Below are 23,016 nucleotides of genomic sequence, written 5' to 3'. Positions count from 1 at the left end.
CCGCGGTCAGCTGCCCCGCTGCAGCACCCGGAGCTGGCATTCGGGCAGCAGCCGCGCCGTGTCCTCCGCCGTGCACAGCCGCGTCGCCGGGGTCATCACCGCCGCGCAGGCCGCCGCGGTGCCGTGATGCAGCGCCTCGGCCAGCGTGCCGCCGCGCGCAAGTTCCAGCACGGCCGCCGCGACGAAGCTGTCTCCCGCGCCGATCTTCGAGACCACCGGCACCCGCGCCGCCTTGCAATAGATGACCTCGCCCGGCGTCGCCAGGACCGAGCCGTCGGCGCCGCAGGCGATGATCACCGCCCCGGCCACGCCGCGCGCCACCAGATCCGCGGCGAAGCTGCCCGCCCCCTGCACGCCGTTGAGCCTTGCCCCCGCGAGCTCGGAGGCCTCCTGGTTGTCGAAGCGAAGGAGCGCGGGAACCGGCCCGCCGTCCGCTGCCCCGGCGATTTCGCGCAGGGCCGGCCCGGACGTGTCGACCACCAGCTTCGCGCCGCCCGGCGCCAGCGCCGCGGCCAGATCAAGGGGAAAGCGGTCGGGAACCCCGGGCGGCTGCGAGCCCGACAGCACCAGCCAGGACCCCGGCCCGGCCAGCGCCGCGCATGCCGCCAGCGCCGCGCCGGTCTCCGCCTCGCCCCAGTCGGGTCCGGGCAGGACGAAGCGGAACTGCAGCCCGGTCTTGCGGTCGGTGACGGCCAGGCTCTGCCGCGTCTCGCCCGGCGCCGCCAGCACCTCGGGTGCGATGCCCTCGGCCCGCAGCAGCTGGGCCAGGGTCTCGCCGGTGGCGCCGCCGAGCGCGACCAGCGGCGTGCTGGTGCCGCCGAGCGTGCGGATCGCGCGGCTGACATTGATGCCGCCGCCGCCCGGATCCTGGCGAGGCGCGGTGCAGCGCAGCTTCGGACCGGGCCGGATGTCGCTGGCCGAAGTCGCAAGATCCAGTGCCGGATTCAGGGTGACGGTGACGATGTCGCTCTGCGCCAAGGCGCGGTCCTCCGATTCAGTCCGATGGGCACGGTCTCCCCAGCGGCTTACCGCGTCGCGCCCGCTCTGGCCAGTGGGCCATCCGGCGCGACGTGCCGCGGACGGAGCAGCAAGGCTGCCATTCCGCCGGTGCCGGCGCGCGGCCGGGTGCCCGGTCCCGCGGGCAAATTCCGCCATTCCGCGTTCCCGGCCGCGGCCGGGACAGTTTGGCCCTTGCCATGCCGCGCCCGGCCCTCTTTCCTGCCGCCAGACCGAAGGAGCACCCGATGTCCGCCCCCCTGCGCATGGCCCTTGCCGCCCTGCTTCTCGCCGCCCCCGCCGCGGCCGACACCGTCACGGTCTTCGCCGCGGCGAGCCTGAAGGACGCGATGGACCGGCTCGCGCCGGCCTTCCGCGCGGCATCGGGGCACGAGCTGTCGGTCTCGCTGGCGGGCTCCTCTGCGCTGGCGCGGCAGATCGAGGCCGGGGCGCCTGCCGACGTCTTCATCTCCGCGAACCTGTCCTGGATGGACCGGCTGGCCGGCAAGGGGATGGTCGATGCGGCGACGCGCTTCGACCTGGCGGGCAACGCGCTGGTGCTGGCCGGTCCCGCGGGCGCGGCGCCGGTCCCTCTGGATGCCTCGCTTGCCGGCAGGCTCGGCGGCGGCAAGCTCGCCATGGCGCTGGTGGAGGCCGTGCCCGCGGGCATCTACGGCAAGGAGGCGCTGACGTCGCTCGGGCTCTGGGACAGCGTGGCGCCCAAGGTCGCGGAGACCGACAACGTGCGCGCCGCGCTGGCGCTGGTTGCCGTGGGGGCCGCGCCGATGGGCATCGTCTATGCGACCGATGCCGCGGCCGAGCCGCGCGTCGGCGTCCTGGCCACCTTCCCCGAAGACAGCCACGCGCCGATCCGCTACCCGGCGGCGCTGGTGGCGGACCGCCCCGGCACGGCCGCGGCCGAATTCCTCGAATTCCTGAAGACGGACGAAGCCGGCAGCGTGCTGGCGGGGCTCGGCTTCGCCCTGCCGGACTGAGCGGCGGATGGGCTGGCTCGGGCCGGAGGAATGGGCAGCGGTCGCGCTGTCGCTGAAGGTCGCCTTCTGGGCGGTGGCGGCAAGCCTGCCGCTGGGCATCGTAACGGCCTATGCGCTGGCGCGCTGGAGCTTTCCCGGCAAGCAGATCCTCAACGGGCTGGTGCATCTGCCGCTGATCCTGCCGCCGGTGGTGACCGGCTATCTCCTGCTGCTGACGCTCGGCCCGCAGGCGCCGCTGGGCGGCGCGCTCGAGTCGATGGGCATCGTCTTCGCCTTCCGCTGGACCGGCGCGGCGCTGGCGGCAGGCGTCATGGCCTTCCCGCTGATGGTCCGCGCGATCCGGCTGTCGGTCGAGGCCGTCGATCCCAAGCTGGAGGAGGCCTCGGCCACGCTCGGCGCGCCGCCTCTGGCGGTCTTCGCCACGGTCACGCTGCCGCTGATCCTGCCGGGCATACTCGCCGGCGCGATCCTCGCCTTCGCCAAAGCGATGGGCGAATTCGGCGCGACCATCACCTTCGTGTCGAACATCCCCGGACAGACCCGCACCCTGCCCTCGGCGATCTACGCCTTCCTGCAGGTGCCGGGCGGCGAGGCCGCGGCGCTGCGGCTGGTCGCGGTCTCGGTCGGGGTCGCGATGGGGGCGCTCCTGCTGTCGGAACTGCTGGGCCGCTGGATCGCCCGGCGGGTGGCGGGCGCATGAGCCTCTCGGTCCGCCTCTCCCACGCCTTCCCGGGCTTCGGTCTCGACATCGCCTTCGATGCCCCGCCCGGGGTCACGGTGCTGTTCGGCCGCTCGGGCTCCGGCAAGTCGACGGTGGTGCGCGCCGTCGCCGGCCTGATGCGCCCCGCGGCCGGGCGGATCGCGCTGGAGGACCGGGTACTCTTCGACAGCGGCGCGCGGATCATGCTGCCGCCGCACCGGCGGCGGCTCGGCGTCGTCTTCCAGGACGCGCGGCTGTTCCCGCATCTGAGCGTGGCGCAGAACCTGCGCTACGGCGCGCGCTTTGCCCCGCAGGGCGGCAGGGACGACACGGCGCGGGTGGTGGAGATGCTGGGGATCGGACCGCTCCTCTCCCGCCGCCCCGGCGCGCTTTCGGGCGGGGAACGGTCCCGCGTCGCGATCGGCCGGGCGCTCCTGTCGCGCCCCGAGATGATTCTGGCCGACGAGCCGCTGGCCGCGCTCGATGCCGCCCGGAAGGCGGAGATCCTGCCCTATTTCGAGCGGCTGCGCGACGAGGCCGGGGTGCCGATCCTCTATGTCAGCCATGCCGCCGAAGAGGTCGCGCGGCTGGCCACCACCGTGGTCGTGCTGGAGGCCGGGCGCACCGTCCGGCAGGGGCCGGCGCTCGAGGTGCTGGGCGATCCCGGCGTGGCGCCGACGGGCGTGCGCGCGGTCGGCGCCGTGCTGGAGGCGGTGGTCCGCGCGCATCACCCCGACGGGCTGAGCGAGCTCGATGCGGGCGGCGTCGCGCTGCACCTGCCGCGCGTGGCGCAGAAGCCGGGCCAGCGGCTGCGGCTGCGCATCGCCGCGCAGGAGGTGATGCTCGCGACCGCCGAACCGCGGGACATCTCGGCGCTGAACGTGCTGCCCGGCCGGGTGGAAGCGGTGCTGCCGGGCCAGGGGCCGGGCGCCATCGTCACGGTGGAAACCCCGGCCGGCAAGCTGCTGGCGCGGGTGACGCGGCGCTCGGCCGGGGCGCTGGGGCTGGCGCCGGGACGTCCGGTCTGGGCGGTGGTCAAGTCGGTCTCGATCGCGCCCGAGGATGTCGGCGCGCCGTCGTGACCTCCCGTCACGGAAGTTTCGCCGGGCCGACATTTTCCCGCCACGCAGGATGGCCAGTCTCCGCCGGACCGAAGGAGAAGCCATGCCGGGACTGAGCGCGAAAAACCTGCATCTGAAGCGCGCCACCGCGACGCTCCGCGGCCTGTCCCTGGAGGTGCCGCCGGGCGGGATCCTCGGGCTGATCGGGCCGGACCCGGCGGAGGCGGCGCTGCTGTTCCGCGTGCTCTGCGGACGGCTGCGCCCCGATGGCGGGCGCATCTTCGCCGGCGGGCGCGACGTGACGGAGCTGCCGCCGCGGCGTCGCGGCATCCGCGTCCTTCCGGGGCGCGCGGCGGAGGCGCGGCGGATGCTGGCGGACCCGCCCGCCGTGCTGCTGCTGGCCGATCCGGCCTGGCCGGGACAGGCCGCGGCGCGCGCCGCCTGCCGGTCGGAGGCGCGCCGGGCAGTGCGCGCGGTTGGCCATGCGCTGGTCTTCGCGACCGACGATCCCGCCGCGGCGCTGGCGCTCGCCGACCGGATCTGCGTGCTGGCCGACGGAAGTATCGTGCAGGAGGGCACGCCCGAGGAGGTCTACCGCACGCCCGCGTCGCGGCTGGTGGCGGAGCTGACCGGGGCGGCGAACCTGATCCCCGGCGAGGTCCTGGGCGAGACCGAACCCGGGCAGTGGATGGTGCGCACGCCGCTGGGCGATCTGGCGGTCGCGGGCAAGGATCCGCAGGCGCGGCACGTCACGCTGCTGTGGCGGCCGGAACAGGGGCTGGAGGGCGAGGGAATCGCCAACACGCTGACGGGCACATTGGCGGGGCGGGTCTTCCACGGGCCGCTGACCGAGCTGGAGCTCGATCTCGGCGGGCTGGCGCAGCGGCTGATGCTGCCGCGCGCCTGCATTGCCGATGGCGCGCCGGTGACCTTCCACGTGCCGCCGGAGGATCTGTGCTTCCTCGATCCGGCGGCCCGAGCGGATCAGTCCTTCCTGGAGTCCTTGCGGTCAAGAAGCTCGGCCTCGGGATGGATCGGGCGGTAGATCTCCACCCGGTCGCCGTCCTTCACCGGCTTGTCGAGCTTGGCGACGGCGCCGAAGATGCCGACCTTGTTGACGTCCAGGTCGATCTCCGGGAACTGCGCCAGCAGTCCCGAACGCTCGATCACGTCGCGCACGGTCGATCCGTCCGGCACCTCGATCTTCATCCAGACCTGCGCCGACTGCTTGGCAAAGGCGACACCGACATTCATGCGTTCTCTCCTTCGGGTTCGGGCTTCAGGACGCCCGCGGCGGTGAAGACCTTCTCGATGCGCGCGTCGAGCGGATCGCCGGCGCGGTCCTTGGCGCGCTTGTCGACGATGCCCTTCAGCGCCAGCAGGAAGCCCAGCATGATGAAGCCGCCGGGCGGCAGGATCAGGATCAGGAAGCCGCCGTAATCCGGGATCAGGGTCTGTTCGAGGAAGCCGAAGGCCGGTCCCAGCAGCACGTCCGCATTGGCGAAGATCGTGCCGGAGCCCAGGATCTCGCGGGCGGCGCCGAGCACGACCAGCGCGACGGTGAAGCCCAGCCCCATCATCAGCCCGTCATAGGCCGATTGCAGCGGCGACTGGCGCGAGGCGAAGGCCTCGGCGCGGCCGAGGATGGCGCAGTTCGTCACGATCAGCGGGATGAAGAGGCCCAGCACCTTGTGCAGGTCGTGCAGCCAGGCATTCAGCGCCATGTCCACCACCGTCACGATGCAGGCGATGATCAGCACGAAGGCCGGGATGCGGATCTCGGGCGTGATCGCGCCCCTGAGCAGCGACACGGCCAGTCCCGACATCGCCAGAACCGCGAGCGTGGCCAGCCCCATGCCGAGCCCGTTCGTCGCCGTCCCCGTCACGGCGAGCAGCGGGCAGAGCGCCAGCAGCTGGCCGAAGACGATGTTGTTGTCCCAGAGCCCGTTCCGGGCGATCTGTCCGTAGACCGACATCAGTTGCCCTCCTTCGGGGTGAGGATTTCGTCCCTGTGGGCGGCGAAGAAATCGAGCCCGCCCTTGACCGCCGCCACCACGGCGCGCGGGGTGATCGTGGCGCCGGAGAACTGGTCGAATTCGCCGCCGTCGCGCTTGACCTTCCAGCGTTCCGGCGAGGGATCGTCCAGCGACTTGCCCTCGAAGCCGTGGATCCAGTCGGATTTCGCGGTCTCGATCTTGTCGCCCAGGCCGGGCGTCTCGGCATGGGCCAGCACGCGCACGCCCAGAAGCTCGCCCGAGGGGTCGAGCCCGATCAGCACCTTGATCGCCCCGCCATAGCCGTAGCCGACCCGCTCGAAGGCGGCGCCGGTGACGGTGCCGGACCGGGTCGCCTGGTAGACGGCGACCGGGACGCCGCCGTCCATCACCTCGATCCTGTCCGAGGCCAGGTCGTTGTCATGGATGCCGTCCGGGATCACCTGCACCAGCGAGGCATTCAGGTCCTCGGTGGCGCGGTCGGCGATCGGTCCGCGGGTCAGCTCGTCGGAAATGGCCAGCACCAGCGCGGTGAAGAGCGCGAAGAGCGCCAGCAGCACGCCATGGGCGGCCGGGGCCTCGCGGAAGGCCGACAGCCTTGCGGTCAGCGCGTTCATGCCTTGTCTCCCTTGATCCCGAGCGGCTTGCCCTTGCGGTCGCGGCCGAAGATGCGCGGACGGATGTAGTGATCGAGCAGCGGCGTGCAGGCGTTCATCAGCAGCACCGCGAAGGCCGCGCCCTCGGGAAAGCTGCCGAAGGTCCGGATCAGCACGATCAGCACGCCGATCGCCGCGCCGTAGATCAGCTGGCCGGTCAGGGTCAGCGGCGAGGTGACGTAATCGGTGGCGATGAAGAAGGCGCAGAGCATCATCGCGCCCGAGCTGAGGTGCCAGGCCGGCGAAGGGAAATGCGACGGGTCCGCCAGCCAGAGCGCGCCGGCCAGCGCCGCCGCCCCGCCCAGCACCGAGACCGGGATGTGCCAGGTGATGACCCGCGTCAGGATCAGCAGGATGCCGCCCGCCAGCAGCAGCAGCGCCGAGGTCTCGCCCATCGAGCCCGCGACGCGCCCGATGAAGAGGTCGTGCAGGCTGAAGGTCTGCGGCATGATCGCGTCGAGCGTCGCGCCGCCGTCGAGCTGCGCGGTGACGAAGCCCAGCGTCGAGGCGCCGGTAAAGGCGTCGATCTGCGGCGCGGCCCCGAAGGTGATGGCCAGCGCCTCGTGGAAGGCGGGTGCACCGGCGGTGCCGGTCGGCTCGGGCAGGACCCAGGTGGTCATCTGGACGGGCAGCGCGATCAGCAGCATGGCGCGGGCGACCATGGCCGGGTTGAACAGGTTCTGTCCCAGCCCGCCGAAGACCTGCTTGGCGATGACGATGGCGATGAAGCTGCCGGCCGCGCCGACCCACCAGGGCGCCCAGGGCGGCAGGGTCATGGCCAGCAGCCAGCCCGAGAGCACCGCCGAGCCGTCGAACAGGAACCGCTCGAGCGGGCGGCGCGCCAGCAGGAGGCAGAGCGCCTCAAAGCCGACCGCGCTGCCGACGGTGACCGCGAAAAGCAGCACCGCGGGCCAGCCGAACTGGTAGAAGCCCATGCCGGTCGCGGGCAGCAGGCAGATCATCACCATGACCATCGTGTTGGTCACTGTCAGGCGCGAATGGGCGTGGGGGCCCGAAACGATGGCGTGTCCGACGGTCATTCCGCAGCCTCCGTGGGTGCATCGGGCGCGGCGGCGGCCGCAGCCTCGGCCTCCCTGCGCTTCTTTTCCTCCGCGGCCTTCTTCTTGGCGGCCTGCGCCGCCTTGTGCTTCTCCATCGCCAGGCGCTTGGCCTCGGCGACGGCCTCCTCGCGGGCCTTGCGGGCCTCGGCGAGGCGCTTGGTCTCTTCCTGCTGGTGCTTCTGGCTCTGCAGCGCCGCCAGCTTGCCCTTGGCGTAGTTGAAGCTCTGCACCAGCGGGATGTTCGACGGGCAGACATAGGAGCAGGAGCCGCAGGCCACGCAATCCATCAGCCCGATATCGACTGCGCCGTCGAGATCTTCGGCGCCGATCCGCGCCTGCAGCTCCAGCGGCGTCAGCCCGCAGGGACAGACCGTGACGCAGCCGGCGCAGCGGATGCAGGGCATCGACTGTTCGGGGCGGGTCTCGGAGCGGTCGAGCGCCAGCACGCCGTTGGTGCCCTTGATCACCGGCACGCGCACCGACTGGATCGGCATGCCCATCATCGGCCCGCCGAGCAGCAGCCGGTCCGGCTCGCCCTTCAGCCCGCCGCAGAAATCGAGGATCTCGCTGACCGGCGTGCCGATCATCACTTCGAGGTTCTTCGGCGCGGTCACGCCGCGGCCCGACACGGTCAGGAAGCGGCTGATCAGCGGCTCGCCATAGCGCACGGCCTTGTGCACGGCATGGGCGGTGGCGGCGTTATGGACGATGACGCCGAGCTCGGCGGTCAGCGCGCGGGCGGGCGTTTCCAGCCCCAGAACGGTGCGTACCAGATGCTTTTCCGACCCCATCGGATAGAGCGTCGGCACCGGCATGACGCTGGCTTCGGGGGCGGCGGCGAAGATGTGGCGGCGCATCTCGGCGATCGCCTTGGGCTTGTTCGACTCGATGGCGACGATGACCTTCGAGACGCCGAGCGCCTTGACCATCATCGCGATGCCGTCGACGACCTCCTCGGGACGCTCGCGCAGCAGCCGGTCGTCGCAGGTCAGGTAGGGTTCGCATTCGGCAGCGTTGATCACCAGCGTGTGCAGGTCGTATTTCCTGCCGAGCCCCAGCTTGACCGCCGCCGGGAAGGTGGCGCCGCCCATGCCGACGATCCCGGCTTCCAGCACGCGGTCGGCGATCTGGTCCGGCGTCGCCTCCTCGGGGCGCAGGCGCGGCAGGCGCGGTCCCCATTCGTCCTTGCCGTCCGGGCGGATGGTGACGGTCATCACCGGCAATCCGCTGGGATGCGGCGCGGCGAACATGCCGACGGCCAGCACCCTGCCGGAGGTCGGCGCATGGACATTGGCGGAGACCGGACCGCGCGCCTTGCCGATCAGCTGGCCCTTCAGCACATGGTCGTCGCGCTTCACCAGCGGCTCGGCCTGGGCGCCGATATGCTGCTGCAGCGGCACGCGCAGGATCGATGGCACCGGCATCTTCTCCACCGCGCTCTCGGCGGTCAGGTACTTGCGGGTCTCGGGATGGATGCCGCCCTTGATGGCGAAGACGCCGGTGGAGCGCTTGAGGGCGTCGAGGGAGAAAAGCTTCATGTCCTTGTCCTCACGCTGCCGGATCGTAGGCGTCGGGTTTCGGCCAGTACCAGTTGCGCAGGCTGCGGGGCTTGCCGCGCAGGATGATCGCCTCGGTCGGGCAGACCTCCACGCAGGCCTCGCAGCCGATGCAGGCATCGTTGACCACGGTGTGGATCTGCTTGGCCGCGCCGATGATGGCGTCGGTCGGGCAGCGCTTGTAGCACTTGGTGCAGCCGGTGCAGTGATCCTCGAAGATGAAGGCGACCAGCGGCTCGCTTTCGGCAAATCCGGCGGCATCCGCTCCGCCGCCGCAGCTGACGCCCATGATGTCGGCCAGCTTCATCGCGGTCTCGCGCCCGCCCGGCGGGCAGAGCGTCACCGGCGCCGATCCGTCGGCCACGGCCTCGGCCGCGCCGCGGCACCCGGGGAAGGAACACTGGCCGCAATTGGTTCCGGGCAGAGCCTGCTCGATCTCGTCGACGATGGGCGGCGTCTCGACATGGAATTTCCGCGCGGCGACGCCGAGCACGACGCCGAGGCCGAGGCCGAGAGCGGACATGGAGGCGATGGCTGCGATCATGGGGGACTCCCTCAGTTGGCGACGAGGCCGGCGAAGCCCATGAAGGCCATGGACAGGAGGCCGGCGGTGACGAAGGCGATGGGCGGCCCCTGGAACGGGCCCGGGATGGCGGTGCGGGCCATGCGCTCGCGCATGCCGGCGAAAATCACCATGACGATGGTGAAGCCCGCCGCCGAGCCGAAGCCGTAGAGCAGCGACTCGGCGAAATCGTGCCGTTCCTGGATGTTCAGCAGCGCCACGCCCAGCACGGCGCAGTTCGTCGTGATCAGCGGCAGGTAGATGCCGAGCGCGCGGTAGAGCGACGGGCTGACCTTGCGGATCACGATCTCGGTGAACTGCACGATGGCGGCGATCACCAGGATGAAGGACAGGATGCGCAGGAATTCCAGACCCAGCGGCTGCAGGAGCGCGGTCTCCACCACCCAGGAGGCAGCGGCGGCCAGCGTCAGCACGAAGGTCGTGGCCAGCCCCATGCCGATCGCGGCATCGAGCTTGCGCGAGACGCCCATGAATGGGCAGAGCCCGAGGAATTTCACCAGGACGACATTGTTCACGAGGGCGGTGCCCAGGAGGATCATCAGATAGGCTTCCATCGGCTCTCCATCGGTGGCGGGGCGAGGTCTGGGGAGGGTAGAGCACGCGCCGTGCCAAGACCGGGCGGAACGCCTGCCGCGCGCGGACTCCCTCTCCCCCGCGGGGGAGAGGGCCGGGGTGAGGGGCATGCGGGCCTCCCGCCTGTAGGATTCCCGACAATTTGTCGGCCCCGGGGACCTCCGGCCCCCACACCCCACCACAGCAAGGCCGCCGCAAGGGCTGGCACGCTGCGTGCTTTGACATCGGGAAGCCCGCAATGCCGCCAGGGAGCCGCCCCGTTGAACACCGTCCAGCCTATCCCGCGTCCCGGTCCCGTCCCGGTCGAGCTGGCCCCGGGCGTGCACTGGGTCGGCGCGCTGGATCCGGGGCTGCGTGTCTTCGACGTGATCCTGCGCACCGCGAACGGCACCAGCTACAATTCCTACGCCGTGCGCGGCAGCGGCGGCGTGGCGGTGATCGACACGGTGAAGGCGGAATTCTCCGATGCCTTCTTCGCCCAGCTCGAGCAGGTCGCGCGCTATGACGAGATCACCGCGCTGGTGCTGAACCACCTGGAGCCCGACCATACCGGCGCGGTGGCCGAACTGCTGCGCCGCGCGCCGCAGGCGAGGATCCATGTCGCCCCGCGCGGGCTCGACATGCTGCGGGCGCTGCTGAAGGACGATTTCGCGGACTACCAGGTGGTCAAGGTCCGCACCGGCGACACGGCCGATCTGGGCGACCGCACCCTGCGCTTCCTGACGACTCCCTATGTCCACTGGCCCGAAACGCAATGCACCTATCTGGAGGAGCAGGAGATCCTGTTCACTTGCGACCTGATGGGCTGCCATTTCTGCGACGAGCGGCTGTTCAACGACGCGGTCGGCGACTTCCGCTTCTCCTTCGAATACTATTTCGACCACATCATGCGGCCCTTCCGGCGCCATGTGTCCGAGGCGCTCGACCTGATCGAGCCGCTCGCCATTTCGGCCATCGCCCCCGCCCATGGCCCGGTGCTGCGCAGCCATCCGCGCGAATACATCACCCATTACCGCCGCCTGCTGACCAAGCGGCTGGCCTCGGAAGTGGCGCAGAAAACCCTGCTGATCTTCTATGTCAGCGCCTATGGCGCCACCTCGCAGATGGCCGCCGCGGTGGCCGAGGGCGCGTCGGAAAACCCGGATGTCCGCGTCTCGCTCTTCGACCTGGCGGTCGGCGAGGTCGCGCCCTTCGTCGACCTGATCGAGGAGGCGGACGGCATCGTGCTGGGCACGCCCACGATCAACGGCGATGCGGTCAAGACCGTCTGGGACCTGCTGGCCTCGCTGGTGGACATCGAGACCAAGGGCAAGCTCGGCGGCGCCTTCGGCAGCTACGGCTGGACCGGCGAGGCCGTCGCCATGGTCGAAAGCCGCCTGCAGGGGCTGAAGATGCGCGTGCCGGTCAAGGGCATCCGCATCAAGCTCCACCCCACCCTGCCCGAACTGGAGGACTGCCGGGACTATGGCCGCCAGCTCTCGGCGCATCTGACCGGAACTGCCGAACCGCGCGAGATCGACTTCGCCTCCCTCTGACCCTGAAAGGAGCCCGCCATGGCCACTGCCAAGCTGACCTTCTCCGATGTCTCGCTCACCGTGAACGTGCCCTCGGGAACCCGCATCATCGAGATCTCGGAAAAGGTGGGCGCCGGCATCACCTATGGCTGCCGCGAGGGAGAATGCGGCACCTGCCTGACCAAGGTGGAATCCGGGGCCGAGAACCTGACCGAGCCCTCCGTGCTGGAACAGCGCGTGCTAAAGGAAAACATGGCCGCCCGCGACGAGCGCCTCGCCTGCCAGTGCCAGGTGCTCGGCGGCGAGATCAAGGTCCGTCCTGCCTGACACCCTCTTCCCCCAAGGAGTTGCGTCCCTTGCCCCGCGTCCTCCCCGGGCGCGGGGCCTTTTCCTGCCGCCCCTCCGCACCGCCGTTGCCGGATCCGCCTCCGCGGTATATCCTTGCGGTATGCCCAGGGAGGATTGCCGCATGGGGGCCGCACCGAAACGCAAGACGTCGCTGACGCTCGACGGCGAGATGCTGGACCGCGCGAAGGCGCTGGGGATCAACGTGTCGGCGGTGGCCGAGGCGGCGCTGGCCCGGGCCGTGGCCGAGGCGCGTCAGGCGCGATGGCTGGAAGAGAACGCCGCCGCTTTCGGCGCACAGTCCGACTGGCATGCGCGCAACGGCCATCCGCTGGCGGAGATCATGGCCGCTCCCGGCCGCGCCTCATGGGAGAGCTGACCCGCTTCGACGTCGCCGAGTGGAACGGCATGTCCATGGTGGTCGTCGAAAGCGACCTGCTGCCGCCCGACCCGGCCATCGTCGTCATTCCGCTGCTGGAGGACTACCCCGCGGTGAAGCACCTGAACCCGGTCCTCAGCCATGGCGGCCGCGATCTGGTCCTCGCCACGCGGCTGATCGCGGCCGTGCGCCGCTCTGCCCTTCGACGCAGCGGCAGCGTCGCCGATCAGGGCGACCTGGTCACGCGCGCCGTCGACATCCTGATGGCCGGCATATAGCCGGGGCGGCCGCCCTGCCCGTCCGGACCGGGTCCGGCGCCCGGCGAATCCGCTCCGGAGGCCCCCGTTTCGGCTCCCGCCGGCAGTTTTGCATTTACATTAATCTTTAAGCGCGATTTTTCCGCACATGCCTGTCCATTGACCAGGGTTTGCGGCGCAATCGACGCATTCCGCCAGCCATGCGCCAATTGTCATGGACAAGACGGAAGCAGACAGGAATACATGAATAATCACGTTAATCAGGGAGCAGCCCAGCCATGACCCCGCCCCGCATCGCCATCATCGGCGCAGGTGCCATCGGATCGGTGCTGGCCGCGCGGCTGTGCGGCGCCGGACTGGACGTCACCCTTGCCGCCCGCGGCGACCGGCTCGCTGCCGTTGCCCGCGACGGCATCCGCCTGACCGACCTGGACGGCGCGCACCATGCAAGCCCCGCCGTCACCGAAAAGCTGGAGGCGCCGGTCAGCGTCGTCTTCCTCTGCGTGAAGGCCGCAGCGCTGGAAGCCGCCATCCGCCAGAACCTCGCCGGCATCGGCCCGCAGACGCGCGTCGTCCCGCTGGTCAACGGCATCCCGTGGTGGTTCTTCGACGATCTCGGCCATGCAGTGGAGGCGGTCGATCCCGGCGGCAAGCTGCTGAACATGGTGCCGTTCGAGCAGATCGTCGGCGCCGTCACGCTGATGACCGCCAGCTTCGAGGGCGATCGGCTGGTCTCGACCATCCCGCATCACCTTGCCCTCGGCCCGACCGTTCCGGACGGTCCGCGCCCCGTGGATTTGGCCGATGCGCTGGACGCGGCCGGGATCGCCATCGACCGCGCCGACTATGTCCGCCCCATCGTCTGGCACAAGCTGGGGCTGAACCTCGCCACCAACCCGCTTTCCGCGCTGACCGGCGAGACGCTGGCCCAGATCGCCGCAAATCCCGCCAGCCTTGCCCGCGCCACCGCCATCGCGCGGGAACTGGAGGCGCTGGCCGCCGCCTGGGGCGCGCGCGTCTCGGTGTCCGAAGGCCTGGGCGCCAAGCTCGCCAAGGCCGGCGATTTCCGCACCTCGATGCTGCAGGACGCCGAGGCTGGCCGTCCGCTGGAGCTGGCCCCGATCGTCCACGCGCCGCTGGAACTGGCAGAGGCGCGCAACATCCCGATGCCCGAAACCCGGCGCCTGCTGGCGGATCTGACCGCCCGCCGCGCCGCCTGACCCGGAGACCCCCATGACCGTCCAGCCGCCCGAGCTGATCAAGGAAAAGACCGAGGCAGAGCTGCGCGCCCAGCTGGCCGATTTCTACCACCTCGTCAGCTATCTCGGCTGGACCGAGCTGATCTTCAACCACATCTCGGTGCGCGTGCCCGGGGAGGGCCATGCCTATCTGGTGAACCCGTTCGGGCTGCATTACGACGAGGTGACGCCCGACAACCTGATCAAGGTCGGCGTCGACGGCCGCAAGATCGAGGACAGCCCCCATGACGCGAACCCGGCGGGCTTCGCGCTGCACGGCGTGATCCACGAGCACCGTGCCGATGTCGGCTGCGTCGCCCATACCCACACCACCCCGATCAGCGCGATCACGCTGAAGGAGGGCGGCTTCGAGCATGACAGCTTCTACGGCGCGCAACTGACCGGACGCGTCGGCTACCACACCTTCGAGGGCATCACGCTCTATGACGAGGAACGCGCGCGGATGCTGGCAAGCCTGGGCGACAAGCACGTGCTGGTCCTGCGGAACCACGGCATTGCCGTCTGCGAGGCGGATATCCCGCGGACCTTCATGCTGCTCTGGACCGTGCAGCGCGCCGCCGAGATCCAGTGCGCGGCGAATGCGCTGCCCGGCGCCAACACGCCGCTGCCGATCGAGACGCAGATGAAATGCGCCAACGACGCCAAGCGGCTGATCGACGGCGCGCGCTTTGCCGAGCTGCTGTTCGACGCGATGGTCCGCAAGATGAAGCGCGACCAGGGCCGCGGCTGATCTGATCGGGCGGGCTTCGCGGCCCGCCTTTTTTGCGGGCGAGCTGCCTCCCAAGCGGCAGGCAGGGCCCGATCCCGAGCGGTCCGGAACGAAGGCCGCCGGGGAAACGGTGCGGCGCGGTTGGAAAAGGCGGAAAGCTCTGCCGTCGGCGCCAGACGACAGTTTTGACGAATGAACAGGGAAACCCGATGATGATCACCCGCCTGGCCGGCACGGCCTTCGCCCTTGCCCTTGCGATCCCCGCGCATGCGGAAACCAAGCTGACCGTCGCGAACTGGCTGCCGCCGTCGCATCCGCTGGTCTCCGAGGTCATCGTGCCGATGACCGAGCAGATTGCCGAAGCAACCGGCGGCAATGTCGCGCCGATGATCCTGCCCGCGCCGCTCGGCCCGCCGCCCGCGCATTTCGACTTCGCGGTCAACGGCGTCGCCGACATCACCTTCGGCGTGCAGGGCTATTCCCCGGGCCGCTTCAAGACCACGAACCTGGCCGAGCTGCCCTTCCTCGGCGACAGCGCAGAGGCCATGTCGGTCGCCTATTGGCGCACCTTCGACGCGATGCTGAGGGACGCGGGCGAATACGACCAGGTCAAGGTTCTGGCGGTCTTCACCCATGGTCCGGGCGAGATCTTCATCCGCGACGGCGACGTCTCCTCGGCGGACGTGCTGACCGGCACCAAGCTGCGCGTCGGCGGCGGCATCGTCCACGAGGTCGCGACCACTTTGGGCGCAGTGCCGGTGGAAGGTCCGTCCTCGAAGGCCTACGAGCTGCTGAGCCAGGGCGTCGCCGACGGCATCCTCTTCCCCTACGAATCCGTCAACTTCTTCGGCCTCATCCCGCAGCTGAAGAAAGGCATCTCGGTGCCCGGCGGCCTCTACAACACGTCCTTCTACATCGTCATGAACAAGGCGAAATGGGACAGCCTTTCCTCTGAAGACCAGGCCGCGATCGACAGCGTGACCGGCGAGGCGCTGGCGCGCATGGCCGGGCAGATGTGGGACCGCGCCGATGCCAAGGGCATCGAGGCGATGAAGGGCAAGCTGGCCGTGACCCCCGCAACCGACGCGCAGATCGACGCCTGGCAGGCGGCACTCCAGCCGGTGATCGACGCCAAGCTGGCCGAGGTTTCCGAGACCGGCGTCGATGCCCAGGCCGCACTCGCCATGTTCCGCGACGAGATCGCCAAGGTCGAAGCGGAATGACCCACAGCCCCGCCGATCCGATGGCGCGGGGGCCCGAGGCGGCGATGTCGCCCGGGCCGGGCCACGCGCTCTGGCCCCGCCGCATCCTGGCGGGGCTCTGCGGCTCCATCCTGCTGGTCATGATGGGACTCACCGTGGTCGACGTGCTCGGCCGCTACCTGTTCAACCATCCGCTGAACGGCGCCACGGAACTGACCGAGCTGCTGCTGGTCTCGGTCATCTTCCTCGGCCTGCCGGCGGTCTGCCTCGATGACGAGCAGGTCACCGTCGACCTGCTGGTTTCCAACCTGCCCGCGCGCGTCCAGCCGTGGCGCAAGGCGGCGCTGGCGCTGGTCTCGGCGGCGGTCCTGTCGGTCGTGGCCTGGCGGCTGTGGCTGCATGGCGACCAGATCGCCGGCTACAACTCGGTGACCAACTCGCTGCGCATCCCGGTCGCGCCCTTCGCCTGGGGCACCGCGATCTGCACGGCGGCCTCGGTGCCCGTCACGCTCTATGTCGCCTTCCGCGACCTCGTCCGCAGCCTCGGGACCTGATCCATGGACTTGCTTGCCTCCTGGCCCGCCGGCATGGGCGTCTTCTTCGTGCTCGTGCTGCTGGGCATGCCCATCGCCTTCGCCCTGACCGCCATCGGCGTCATGGGAACGGCCGCGATCATCGGCTGGACGCCGGCCCTGTCGCTGCTGTCGACCACCTTCTTCGAGCAGGGCCGCGCCTACAACCTGTCGGTGCTGCCGCTCTTCCTGATGATGGGGAATTTCGTCGTCCAGTCGGGCATCGCCCGCGACCTCTATGACGCCGCCCATGCCTGGCTGCGCCACCGCAAGGGCGGGCTGGCCATGGCGACCGTGATCGCCTGCGGCGGCTTCTCCTCGGTCTGCGGCTCGTCGATGGCGACCGCGGCCACCATGTCGAAGATCGCCCTGCCCTCGATGCGCCGCTTCGGCTATCCCGACGACCTCTCCACCGCGTCGATCGCGGCGGGCGGCACCCTCGGCATCCTGATCCCGCCCTCGGTGATCCTCGTCTTCTACGGGATCATGACCCAGCAGGATATCGGCAAGCTGTTCCTCGCGGGCATCATCCCCGGCATCATCGGCGTTCTGGGCTACGCAGCCGCGGTCGCCATCTCGGTGAAGCTCCGCGGCATCGACCTGGCCACCGAGCCGAAGCTGCCGCTGGGCGAGCGGATGCGCGCGCTGAAAGGCACGGCCGGGGCGCTGGTGCTGTTCGTCTTCGTGATGGGCGGCATCTACCTTGGTATCTTCACCCCGACCGAAAGCGCGGGCATGGGCGCGGCGGGCGCGCTGCTGCTGACGCTGCTTTCCGGCAAGTTCACGGTCCGCGGCGCCTTTGCAACGCTGTTCGACACGGCGAAGACGACCGCGATGATGTTCCTCATCCTCTTCGGCGCGCTGACCTTCACCAACTACGTCAACCTCTCGGGGATGACCGCCGACATGCAGGCGCTGGTGACAGTATTCGGCGACGGGCCGCTGGCCGTGATCCTGACGATCCTGGCGATCTATCTGGTGCTCGGCTGCGTGCTGGAGGGCCTGTCGATGATCATGCTGACCGTGCCGATCTTCTACCCGGTGGTGGCTGCGCAGGGCTTCGACCTGATCTGGTTCGGCGTCTTCGTCGTGGTGATCACCGAAATCAGCTACATCACCCCTCCGGTGGGCATGAACGCCTTCGTGCTGCGGTCCGTCGTGAAGGACGTGGAACTGCGCACCATCTTCCGCGGGCTCGGACCATTCGTGGCGATGGACGTGCTGCGCGTTGCGCTGCTGGTCGCCGTCCCCGGGATCGTGCTGCTGCTGCCATCGCAGATGTAGCCTCGCCGCTGCCATCCCTCCGGGGTGGCAGCCCTGTTTACATTGCATGGCCAAAACGCGCCATTTCCGGCAGCCGGAACGTCTTCGTCCTAGCTTCGGCATGCGGGGGTGCAGAAAAAAAGAAGCGCGGTGACCCAGGGAGGAGGAGGGGCCACCGCGCAATTCCAAGACTCAGGGAGGAGGAGGAGCCTTTGGAAACTGGATCGGACGTTGCCGTCCGATGACCCTGATATGCGGGTGCAGGCGCAGAATCGCAAGACATCGTTCGGCACATCCGCCTTGCATTCAGCGCATAGCTGCGGAACCGGTCAGATGCGGCCCAGCTCTTCGCGTTCGCGGTCGAGCATGAGGTTGATCGCCTCGGGGCTGAACGGCTTCATCAGGCTGGGCCCGACCGACAGGTCGCGGGCACGGGCCATCAGGCTGGCGGCCACGACATGGGCGCCATTGACCCCCGTGGCAAAGCGCAGCCGCATCGGCCGGTCGAGCGCGGCAATCGCGGCAAGCGCGCCGTCGCAATGCATGTGGATCAGATCGGCATCGATCAGCAGCAGGATCGGCTCCGGCCCGTCGCAGAGCGCTTCGGTCAGCGCGGCATCGTCGGAATAGACCCAGCAGGACCAGCCGTGGGACTCGCCGAATGCGACAAGGACTTCGGCGATCCCTGCATCGGGCTCGATGATCACCAGATAGGGGCGATCCGCCTTGCAGAGCGTGCCGGACGCCCCCGCGAAATCCTGATCTGGTTTCAGCATGCCCAACGTTTCAGCATTCCCTGCTCCGGGTGCCAATCTTTTGAATTGGTGGCCTCGTGAATATCGAAATTACCACCACTGCCGCCGTAGCGTCAACTTTGTTCGCAACAGGTGCGTTTCAGAAACGTTTCGGAAACTTTCGTGAACGCGACTCGCAACCCCGGGGGCGCGGCCGGCCGGGTCAGCAGAGCCGGTCGAGGGCGGCAGTCAGCGCCTTTTCGTGGATCGGCTTCGACAGGATGGTGTTGCCGCGGAATTCCGGCGGCAGCTGCGCCGCGCCGTAGCCGCTTGCGAAGACCACGATGCCGCCGGCCTCCTGGACGCGGCGGGCGATCTCGAAGCTGGTCTCGCCATGGCCCAGGTTCACGTCGAGTATGGCCAGGCCGATCTCCTTCTTCGACAGGAGCTCCACCGCCGAGCGCAGCGTGAAGGCCGTGGAGACGTCGGCATAGCCGTTCTCCGACAGCATGTCGGCCATGTCGATGGCGACCAGCACCTCGTCGTCGAGGCACAGGACCGGCAGGGTTTTCAGGTCAGACTGGGCTTGGTGCAATCCGTGTGGCATTTTCGTAGGGCATCTCGATAGTGCAGGTAAGTCCTTTGGCATGCCAGTCGAACGCGATCTTCCCCTCCAAAGTTCCCTCGATCATGGCATGAATCAGCGTGGTCCCGAAACCCCGGCCCTCGGGGGGCGTCACCTCGTCCCGGGTGGTCTCGGTCCAGATCAGGCGCAGCATGTCCCCCTCACCCTCGTCGACCCGCATCCAGCGGATGTCGAGATGCTCGCCCTCGGGCGAGAGCGCCCCGTATTTGGCGGCATTGGTGGCCAGCTCGTGCACCGTCAGCCCGATGGCAAGGCTGGCCCGCGCGTTCAGCCGCAGCTCGGGCCCGTGGGTGGAAATCAGCTCGGGCCCGTAGACGTCGTGCAGCTCCGGGCGCAGCAGGTCGGTGATCTTCGTCGACTGCCAGTTCTCCGCCGTCAGCAGCCCGTGGGTGCGCGCCATGGAGTCGATCCGCTCCGACAGGGTGCGCAGCACGAGCTGCGGCTCGCGGGTGTCGCGCTTGGCACGGTTCACCAGCGCCTTGACGTTGGCGAGCATGTTCTTCACCCGGTGCTGCAGCTCCAGCATGATCCGGCGCAGCTGTTCCTCGGTGGCGCGCTGCTCGGTGATGTCGCGCACGTTGCAGCCGATCGCGGTCACCGAGCCGTTGGCCCCGAGCGGATAGAAATCGACGATCCAGGACCGCTCCTCTTCCGGGAAGGCCGGGGTGGAGGCGGAAACCTCGAGCCCGACCACCTGTTCGCCGGTGGCCGCGACATGGTCGAGCGAGTCCAGCACCTCCTCCGGCGCGGAGGGGAAAAGCGCCTGGACGCGGCGGCCGACATGGGCCTCGATCGGCATGCCGTTCAGTTCCGCCAGCTTGGAATTCACCCGCAGGAAGCGGTGGTCGAGATCGAACAGCGCCATGCCGATCGGGCTGGCGCTGTAGAGCTCCTCGACCTCGCGCAGCCGCCTCTGCGCCTCCTCGCGCGAGGCTTCGGCCTCGGAGGCGTAGCGGCGCAGGTCGGTGACATCGACCAAGGTGAAGACCACGCCCCAGGGGTTGCCTGTCTCGTGGCGGCTGGGCGCGATCCGCGCGATCAGGCTGGCGCCGTCCTGGGAGGGCAGCTCCATCTCGTCGAGCTGCCCAGACAGCAGCGCGGCCCGGCAGCCTTCCAGCAGGTCGTCGACCGGGATCAGCGCGGCGATGTCCTCCAGCGGGCGGCCGATATCGGTCTCGGCAAAGCGGAAATAGTCGAGCGCGCGCGGCGTGAAGCGGCGCAGGTTCAGCGCGTCGTCGAGGAAGACGGTGGCCAGCCCGGTGGATTCGACGAAGCCCGAGAGGTCCCCGTTCACCGCGTTGAGCTGGGCGATGTTGGTCTGCAGCTCCTCGTTGATGGTCGACAGCTCCTCGTTCGAGGACTGCAGCTCCTCGTTCATCGACATCATTTCCTCGTTGGAGCTCTTCAGCTCCTCGTTCGAGGTTTCCAGCTCCTCCACCGTCGACCGGATCGTCTGCCGGGCATCGTCGAGCTCGCTTTCAAGCTCCCGCACATAGGCGTCGTCGCGCGCAGCGCTGGCGGTGAGGATCAGCGCCTCGGGATCGCCTGCGCCAAGATTCTCGAAGAGCACGTATTTCTCGCCCGAGGCCAGCCGCTGCGAAGTGAGGCGCAGCCTGCGCACCGAACCGAGGATATCGGCGGTCACCTCGGCCGAAACCGGGCCCGCGCCCTCGTTCTCCTGGTGGTTCAGGATGCGCCGGACCGGGCTGACCAGCGGGTCGATGGCCAGCGAGACGAGGTCGTAGCGCTGGTCGCCCGAGGGCACGCGCAGGTAGTCCTGGGCGCCGGGCGACGCGTAGCTGACCGCATTCGACGGCGTCAGCACGACATAGGGCGGGACATGGCGTTCGAGGATCGCGCGCTCGACCTGCGCCCGCGGCGAGCTTCCGGTCAGCGGCGGGGTCATCTCGCTGCCCATACGCGGCAGCCCGTGCGACAGGCGCCCGAGCGGCAGGTCGAGCGGGCGCGACAGCGCATTGTCGCGCCGGAAGATCCGCACCGAATTGTCGAATTCCTCGAAGCGCTCGGAAACGCCGGTCGGGTTCTCGGACAGCCCGAGCATCAGGAAGCCGCCGGGGCTCAGCGCATAGTGGAACACGCTGGCCGCCACCTTCTGCAGCTTCGGCTCGAAATAGATCGTCAGGTTGCGGCAGGAAATCAGGTCGAGCTTGGAGAAGGGCGGGTCCTTGATCAGGCTCTGGTAGGAGAAGCGCACCATGTTGCGCAGCGTCTTGCCGACCTCGTAGCCGTCCGGCGTCGGCACGAAATATTCCTGCAGGTAGTTCGGGGGAATCTCGTCCATCGCCGACTGCGGATAGACGCCCCGCCGCGCCTGGGCCAGCGCCTCCTCGTCGATGTCGGTGCCGAAGATGACGACCTGCGGATGGGCGTTGACGCGCGACAGCTCCTCGCTCATCAGCATGGCCATAGTGTAGGCCTCCTGCCCCGAAGAGCAGCCCGGCACCCAGATCCGCACCTCCTCGTCGCGGCCGCGGCCCTTGAGGATCTCGGGCAGCACCGCGGTGCGCAGCCGGTCCCAGGCCTCGGGATCGCGGAAGAAGCCGGTGACGTTGATCAGCACGTCATGGATCAGCTTCCGCGCCTCTTCGCGGTCCTGCATCAGCTTCTTGACGTATTCGGCGGGCGATGTGACGCCGAGCACCGACATCCGCAGGCTCAGCCGCCGCATCAGGGTCGAGTGCTTGTAGTGGGTGAAGTCATGCCCGGTGTGGTAGCGGACATGCTTGAAGACCTTGTCGATGAAGTCGCGGTCGCTCTCGATCGCCGGTTCCAGCCCGGACTTGCGGTCGAAGAAATCGGCCAGCGCGTCGACCATTTCCTCGGTGCGCAGGATCAGGTCCACCGCGCCGGTGGCAATGGCGCTCTTCGGCATGCCGTCATAGCGCGACTGCGTGGGGTCCTGCGCGAAGACCAGCCCGCCTGCCGCCTTCACCGCCTTGATGCCCTCCGCGCCGTCGCTGCCGGTGCCGGACAGCACGATCCCCACCGCACGGTCGCCGCGGTCGCGCGCGAGGCTCTCGAAGAAGACGTCGATCGGGCGGCGCTGGCCGCGCGGGCTTTCGAAGCTGGCGAGCTTCAGCACGCCGTCCTCGATGGTCAGCGCCCGGCCCGGCGGGATCAGGTAGATGTTGCCCGGCTGGACCTCCATGTCCTGTGTGATGGTGTGGACCGGCGTCTCGGTGCGCTTGCGCAGCAGGTCCTGCAGCAGGCTCTCGTGGTCCGGGTCGAGATGCTGGACCAGCACCATGGCGATCCGGTGGTTGACCTGCAGCCGCGAGAACAGGTCCTGGAACGCTTCCAGCCCGCCGGCCGAGGCCCCGACCCCGACGATCACGCTGTCGCCCTTCCGGCCCTTTGCTTGCCCTGCCGCGCTGCCGTCCATATCTTCCATCCGAGCCCGTCCGTCTGTCCGCTAGAGGCCTATCTAAACCAATGTCGATCCCCAGCAAGACACGCCAGTTCATTCTGGCCGCCCGCGTTCCGCTGACCCTGGCCGACATGGGGCAGGAAGACACCCCCCTGGTGCTGGCCAACCGCGCCTTCGAGGAGCTGACCGGCTATGTGCTGGAGGAGGTAGAGGGCCGCAACTGCCGCTTCCTGCAGGGCGGCATCCAGCAGGACGAGGCCCGCGCCGAGATCCGCTCGGCGCTGGAAGACGGCCGCGAGCTGCAGATCATGCTGAAGAACCGGCGCAAGGACGGGCAGGCCTTCGACAACCTGCTGTTCATGTACCCGGTGGGCCAGGGGCTGTTCCTCGGCTCGCAGTTCGAGATGCCGCCGGTGGCGCGGATCGACAGTTCCGTCGCGCGCCACAGGGAAATCGTCGCCGCCGCCAACACGATCGCCCAGGACATGGCCGGGCAGCGGCTGAAGCTCAACCGCAACTCGTCGGACGCGGTGGCCCAGACCGTCCGCACTTGGATGCGCTTCGGCGGCTGAG

The 23,016-nt window shown here is 69.3% G+C and carries 25 protein-coding genes; 14 read left to right on the top strand and 11 right to left on the bottom strand.

Annotated features, from left to right (window positions below):
• Nucleotides 1-6: 6 nt before the first annotated feature.
• The gene (locus HCC78_RS11895; protein ID WP_253949142.1) at nt 7-978 is read right to left on the bottom strand and encodes a 1-phosphofructokinase family hexose kinase; all 972 of its coding nucleotides are present in this window, start codon (nt 976-978) and stop codon (nt 7-9) included.
• Between the two features lie 266 nt (nt 979-1,244).
• Between HCC78_RS11895 and modA the strand changes: the two genes are divergently transcribed.
• The 4 genes from modA (at nt 1,245) to HCC78_RS11875 (ending at nt 4,797) form a co-directional block, all read left to right on the top strand.
• Nucleotides 1,245-1,991, top strand: coding sequence for a molybdate ABC transporter substrate-binding protein (modA, locus tag HCC78_RS11890; protein WP_172328995.1), 747 nt, complete (start codon nt 1,245-1,247; stop codon nt 1,989-1,991).
• Between the two features lie 7 nt (nt 1,992-1,998).
• The gene (gene modB / locus HCC78_RS11885) at nt 1,999-2,691 is read left to right on the top strand and encodes a molybdate ABC transporter permease subunit (RefSeq protein ID WP_172328994.1); all 693 of its coding nucleotides are present in this window, start codon (nt 1,999-2,001) and stop codon (nt 2,689-2,691) included.
• Complete coding sequence (gene modC / locus HCC78_RS11880) at nt 2,688-3,773, top strand: molybdenum ABC transporter ATP-binding protein (protein WP_172328993.1); 1,086 nt, start codon at nt 2,688-2,690, stop codon at nt 3,771-3,773. The genes modB and modC overlap by 4 nt, the downstream gene beginning before the upstream one ends.
• Before the next feature lie 82 nt (nt 3,774-3,855).
• Entirely contained in the window at nt 3,856-4,797 is a 942-nt protein-coding gene (locus HCC78_RS11875) for an ATP-binding cassette domain-containing protein (protein WP_172328992.1), read from the top strand.
• Here HCC78_RS11875 and HCC78_RS11870 read toward each other — a convergent pair.
• Genes HCC78_RS11870 through rsxA form a run of 7 tightly spaced genes read right to left on the bottom strand, consistent with a single transcriptional unit; the run spans nt 4,737 to nt 10,156 of the window.
• Nucleotides 4,737-5,006 carry an RnfH family protein gene (locus HCC78_RS11870; RefSeq protein WP_172328991.1) on the bottom strand — a complete coding sequence of 90 codons (270 nt, stop codon included), beginning with the start codon at nt 5,004-5,006 and terminating at the stop codon, nt 4,737-4,739. The two genes, HCC78_RS11875 and HCC78_RS11870, sit on opposite strands and share 61 nt — an antisense overlap.
• Nucleotides 5,003-5,728, bottom strand: a complete 726-nt coding sequence (locus HCC78_RS11865) for an electron transport complex subunit E (protein WP_172328990.1) — start codon at nt 5,726-5,728, stop codon at nt 5,003-5,005. Before HCC78_RS11865 ends, HCC78_RS11870 begins: the two co-directional genes overlap by 4 nt.
• On the bottom strand, nt 5,728-6,363 hold the full coding sequence (rsxG, locus tag HCC78_RS11860) for an electron transport complex subunit RsxG (RefSeq protein ID WP_172328989.1): 636 nt from the start codon (nt 6,361-6,363) through the stop codon (nt 5,728-5,730). Before rsxG ends, HCC78_RS11865 begins: the two co-directional genes overlap by 1 nt.
• Nucleotides 6,360-7,442, bottom strand: coding sequence for an RnfABCDGE type electron transport complex subunit D (locus HCC78_RS11855; protein ID WP_172328988.1), 1,083 nt, complete (start codon nt 7,440-7,442; stop codon nt 6,360-6,362). The genes rsxG and HCC78_RS11855 overlap by 4 nt, the downstream gene beginning before the upstream one ends.
• Nucleotides 7,439-9,001 (bottom strand): electron transport complex subunit RsxC, encoded by a 1,563-nt coding sequence (gene rsxC, locus HCC78_RS11850; RefSeq protein WP_172328987.1) that lies wholly within the window; start codon nt 8,999-9,001, stop codon nt 7,439-7,441. Before rsxC ends, HCC78_RS11855 begins: the two co-directional genes overlap by 4 nt.
• Nucleotides 9,002-9,011: 10 nt before the next feature.
• Nucleotides 9,012-9,563 (bottom strand): RnfABCDGE type electron transport complex subunit B, encoded by a 552-nt coding sequence (locus HCC78_RS11845; protein ID WP_172328986.1) that lies wholly within the window; start codon nt 9,561-9,563, stop codon nt 9,012-9,014.
• An 11-nt stretch (nt 9,564-9,574) separates the two neighbouring features.
• Nucleotides 9,575-10,156 carry an electron transport complex subunit RsxA gene (gene rsxA / locus HCC78_RS11840; RefSeq protein ID WP_172328985.1) on the bottom strand — a complete coding sequence of 194 codons (582 nt, stop codon included), beginning with the start codon at nt 10,154-10,156 and terminating at the stop codon, nt 9,575-9,577.
• 279 nt (nt 10,157-10,435) lie between these two features.
• Here rsxA and HCC78_RS11835 point away from each other — a divergent pair, with 279 nt between their 5' ends.
• The 9 genes from HCC78_RS11835 to HCC78_RS11795 all read left to right on the top strand — a co-directional run bounded on the left by HCC78_RS11835 (nt 10,436) and on the right by HCC78_RS11795 (nt 17,696).
• Nucleotides 10,436-11,710 carry an FprA family A-type flavoprotein gene (locus tag HCC78_RS11835; RefSeq protein ID WP_172328984.1) on the top strand — a complete coding sequence of 425 codons (1,275 nt, stop codon included), beginning with the start codon at nt 10,436-10,438 and terminating at the stop codon, nt 11,708-11,710.
• A gap of 18 nt (nt 11,711-11,728) precedes the next feature.
• Nucleotides 11,729-12,016, top strand: a complete 288-nt coding sequence (locus HCC78_RS11830) for a 2Fe-2S iron-sulfur cluster-binding protein (RefSeq protein WP_172328983.1) — start codon at nt 11,729-11,731, stop codon at nt 12,014-12,016.
• Between the two features lie 142 nt (nt 12,017-12,158).
• Nucleotides 12,159-12,413, top strand: a complete 255-nt coding sequence (locus HCC78_RS11825; protein WP_172328982.1) for a type II toxin-antitoxin system CcdA family antitoxin — start codon at nt 12,159-12,161, stop codon at nt 12,411-12,413.
• Nucleotides 12,401-12,691, top strand: coding sequence for a CcdB family protein (locus HCC78_RS11820; protein ID WP_172328981.1), 291 nt, complete (start codon nt 12,401-12,403; stop codon nt 12,689-12,691). Before HCC78_RS11825 ends, HCC78_RS11820 begins: the two co-directional genes overlap by 13 nt.
• A gap of 257 nt (nt 12,692-12,948) precedes the next feature.
• Nucleotides 12,949-13,890 (top strand): ketopantoate reductase family protein, encoded by a 942-nt coding sequence (locus tag HCC78_RS11815; protein WP_172328980.1) that lies wholly within the window; start codon nt 12,949-12,951, stop codon nt 13,888-13,890.
• A gap of 13 nt (nt 13,891-13,903) precedes the next feature.
• Nucleotides 13,904-14,659 carry a class II aldolase/adducin family protein gene (locus HCC78_RS11810; RefSeq protein WP_172328979.1) on the top strand — a complete coding sequence of 252 codons (756 nt, stop codon included), beginning with the start codon at nt 13,904-13,906 and terminating at the stop codon, nt 14,657-14,659.
• A gap of 188 nt (nt 14,660-14,847) precedes the next feature.
• On the top strand, nt 14,848-15,861 hold the full coding sequence (locus HCC78_RS11805; RefSeq protein ID WP_172328978.1) for a TRAP transporter substrate-binding protein: 1,014 nt from the start codon (nt 14,848-14,850) through the stop codon (nt 15,859-15,861).
• Nucleotides 15,858-16,394: a TRAP transporter small permease gene (locus HCC78_RS11800; protein WP_253949141.1), complete on the top strand. Its 537-nt coding sequence runs from the start codon at nt 15,858-15,860 to the stop codon at nt 16,392-16,394. Before HCC78_RS11805 ends, HCC78_RS11800 begins: the two co-directional genes overlap by 4 nt.
• Before the next feature lie 3 nt (nt 16,395-16,397).
• Nucleotides 16,398-17,696: a TRAP transporter large permease gene (locus HCC78_RS11795; RefSeq protein ID WP_172328977.1), complete on the top strand. Its 1,299-nt coding sequence runs from the start codon at nt 16,398-16,400 to the stop codon at nt 17,694-17,696.
• Nucleotides 17,697-18,004: 308 nt separating this feature from the next.
• On the opposite strand, the gene HCC78_RS11790 is transcribed toward HCC78_RS11795, so the two are convergent.
• The 3 genes from HCC78_RS11790 to HCC78_RS11780 form a co-directional block, all read right to left on the bottom strand.
• Nucleotides 18,005-18,451, bottom strand: a complete 447-nt coding sequence (locus tag HCC78_RS11790; RefSeq protein ID WP_172328976.1) for a hypothetical protein — start codon at nt 18,449-18,451, stop codon at nt 18,005-18,007.
• 181 nt (nt 18,452-18,632) lie between these two features.
• Nucleotides 18,633-19,016 (bottom strand): response regulator, encoded by a 384-nt coding sequence (locus tag HCC78_RS11785; RefSeq protein ID WP_172328975.1) that lies wholly within the window; start codon nt 19,014-19,016, stop codon nt 18,633-18,635.
• Nucleotides 18,985-22,467: a chemotaxis protein CheB gene (locus tag HCC78_RS11780; protein WP_253949140.1), complete on the bottom strand. Its 3,483-nt coding sequence runs from the start codon at nt 22,465-22,467 to the stop codon at nt 18,985-18,987. The genes HCC78_RS11785 and HCC78_RS11780 overlap by 32 nt, the downstream gene beginning before the upstream one ends.
• 41 nt (nt 22,468-22,508) lie before the next feature.
• Here HCC78_RS11780 and HCC78_RS11775 point away from each other — a divergent pair, with 41 nt between their 5' ends.
• Complete coding sequence (locus HCC78_RS11775) at nt 22,509-23,015, top strand: PAS domain-containing protein (protein WP_172328974.1); 507 nt, start codon at nt 22,509-22,511, stop codon at nt 23,013-23,015.
• The last annotated feature ends 1 nt before the right edge of the window (nt 23,016 follow it).

It is taken from the genome of Mangrovicoccus sp. HB161399, from assembly GCF_013184745.1.
Lineage (GTDB): Bacteria > Pseudomonadota > Alphaproteobacteria > Rhodobacterales > Rhodobacteraceae > Mangrovicoccus.
Note: the sequence above shows the minus strand (reverse complement) of the source record. Positions and strands in the feature narration are given on the sequence as shown.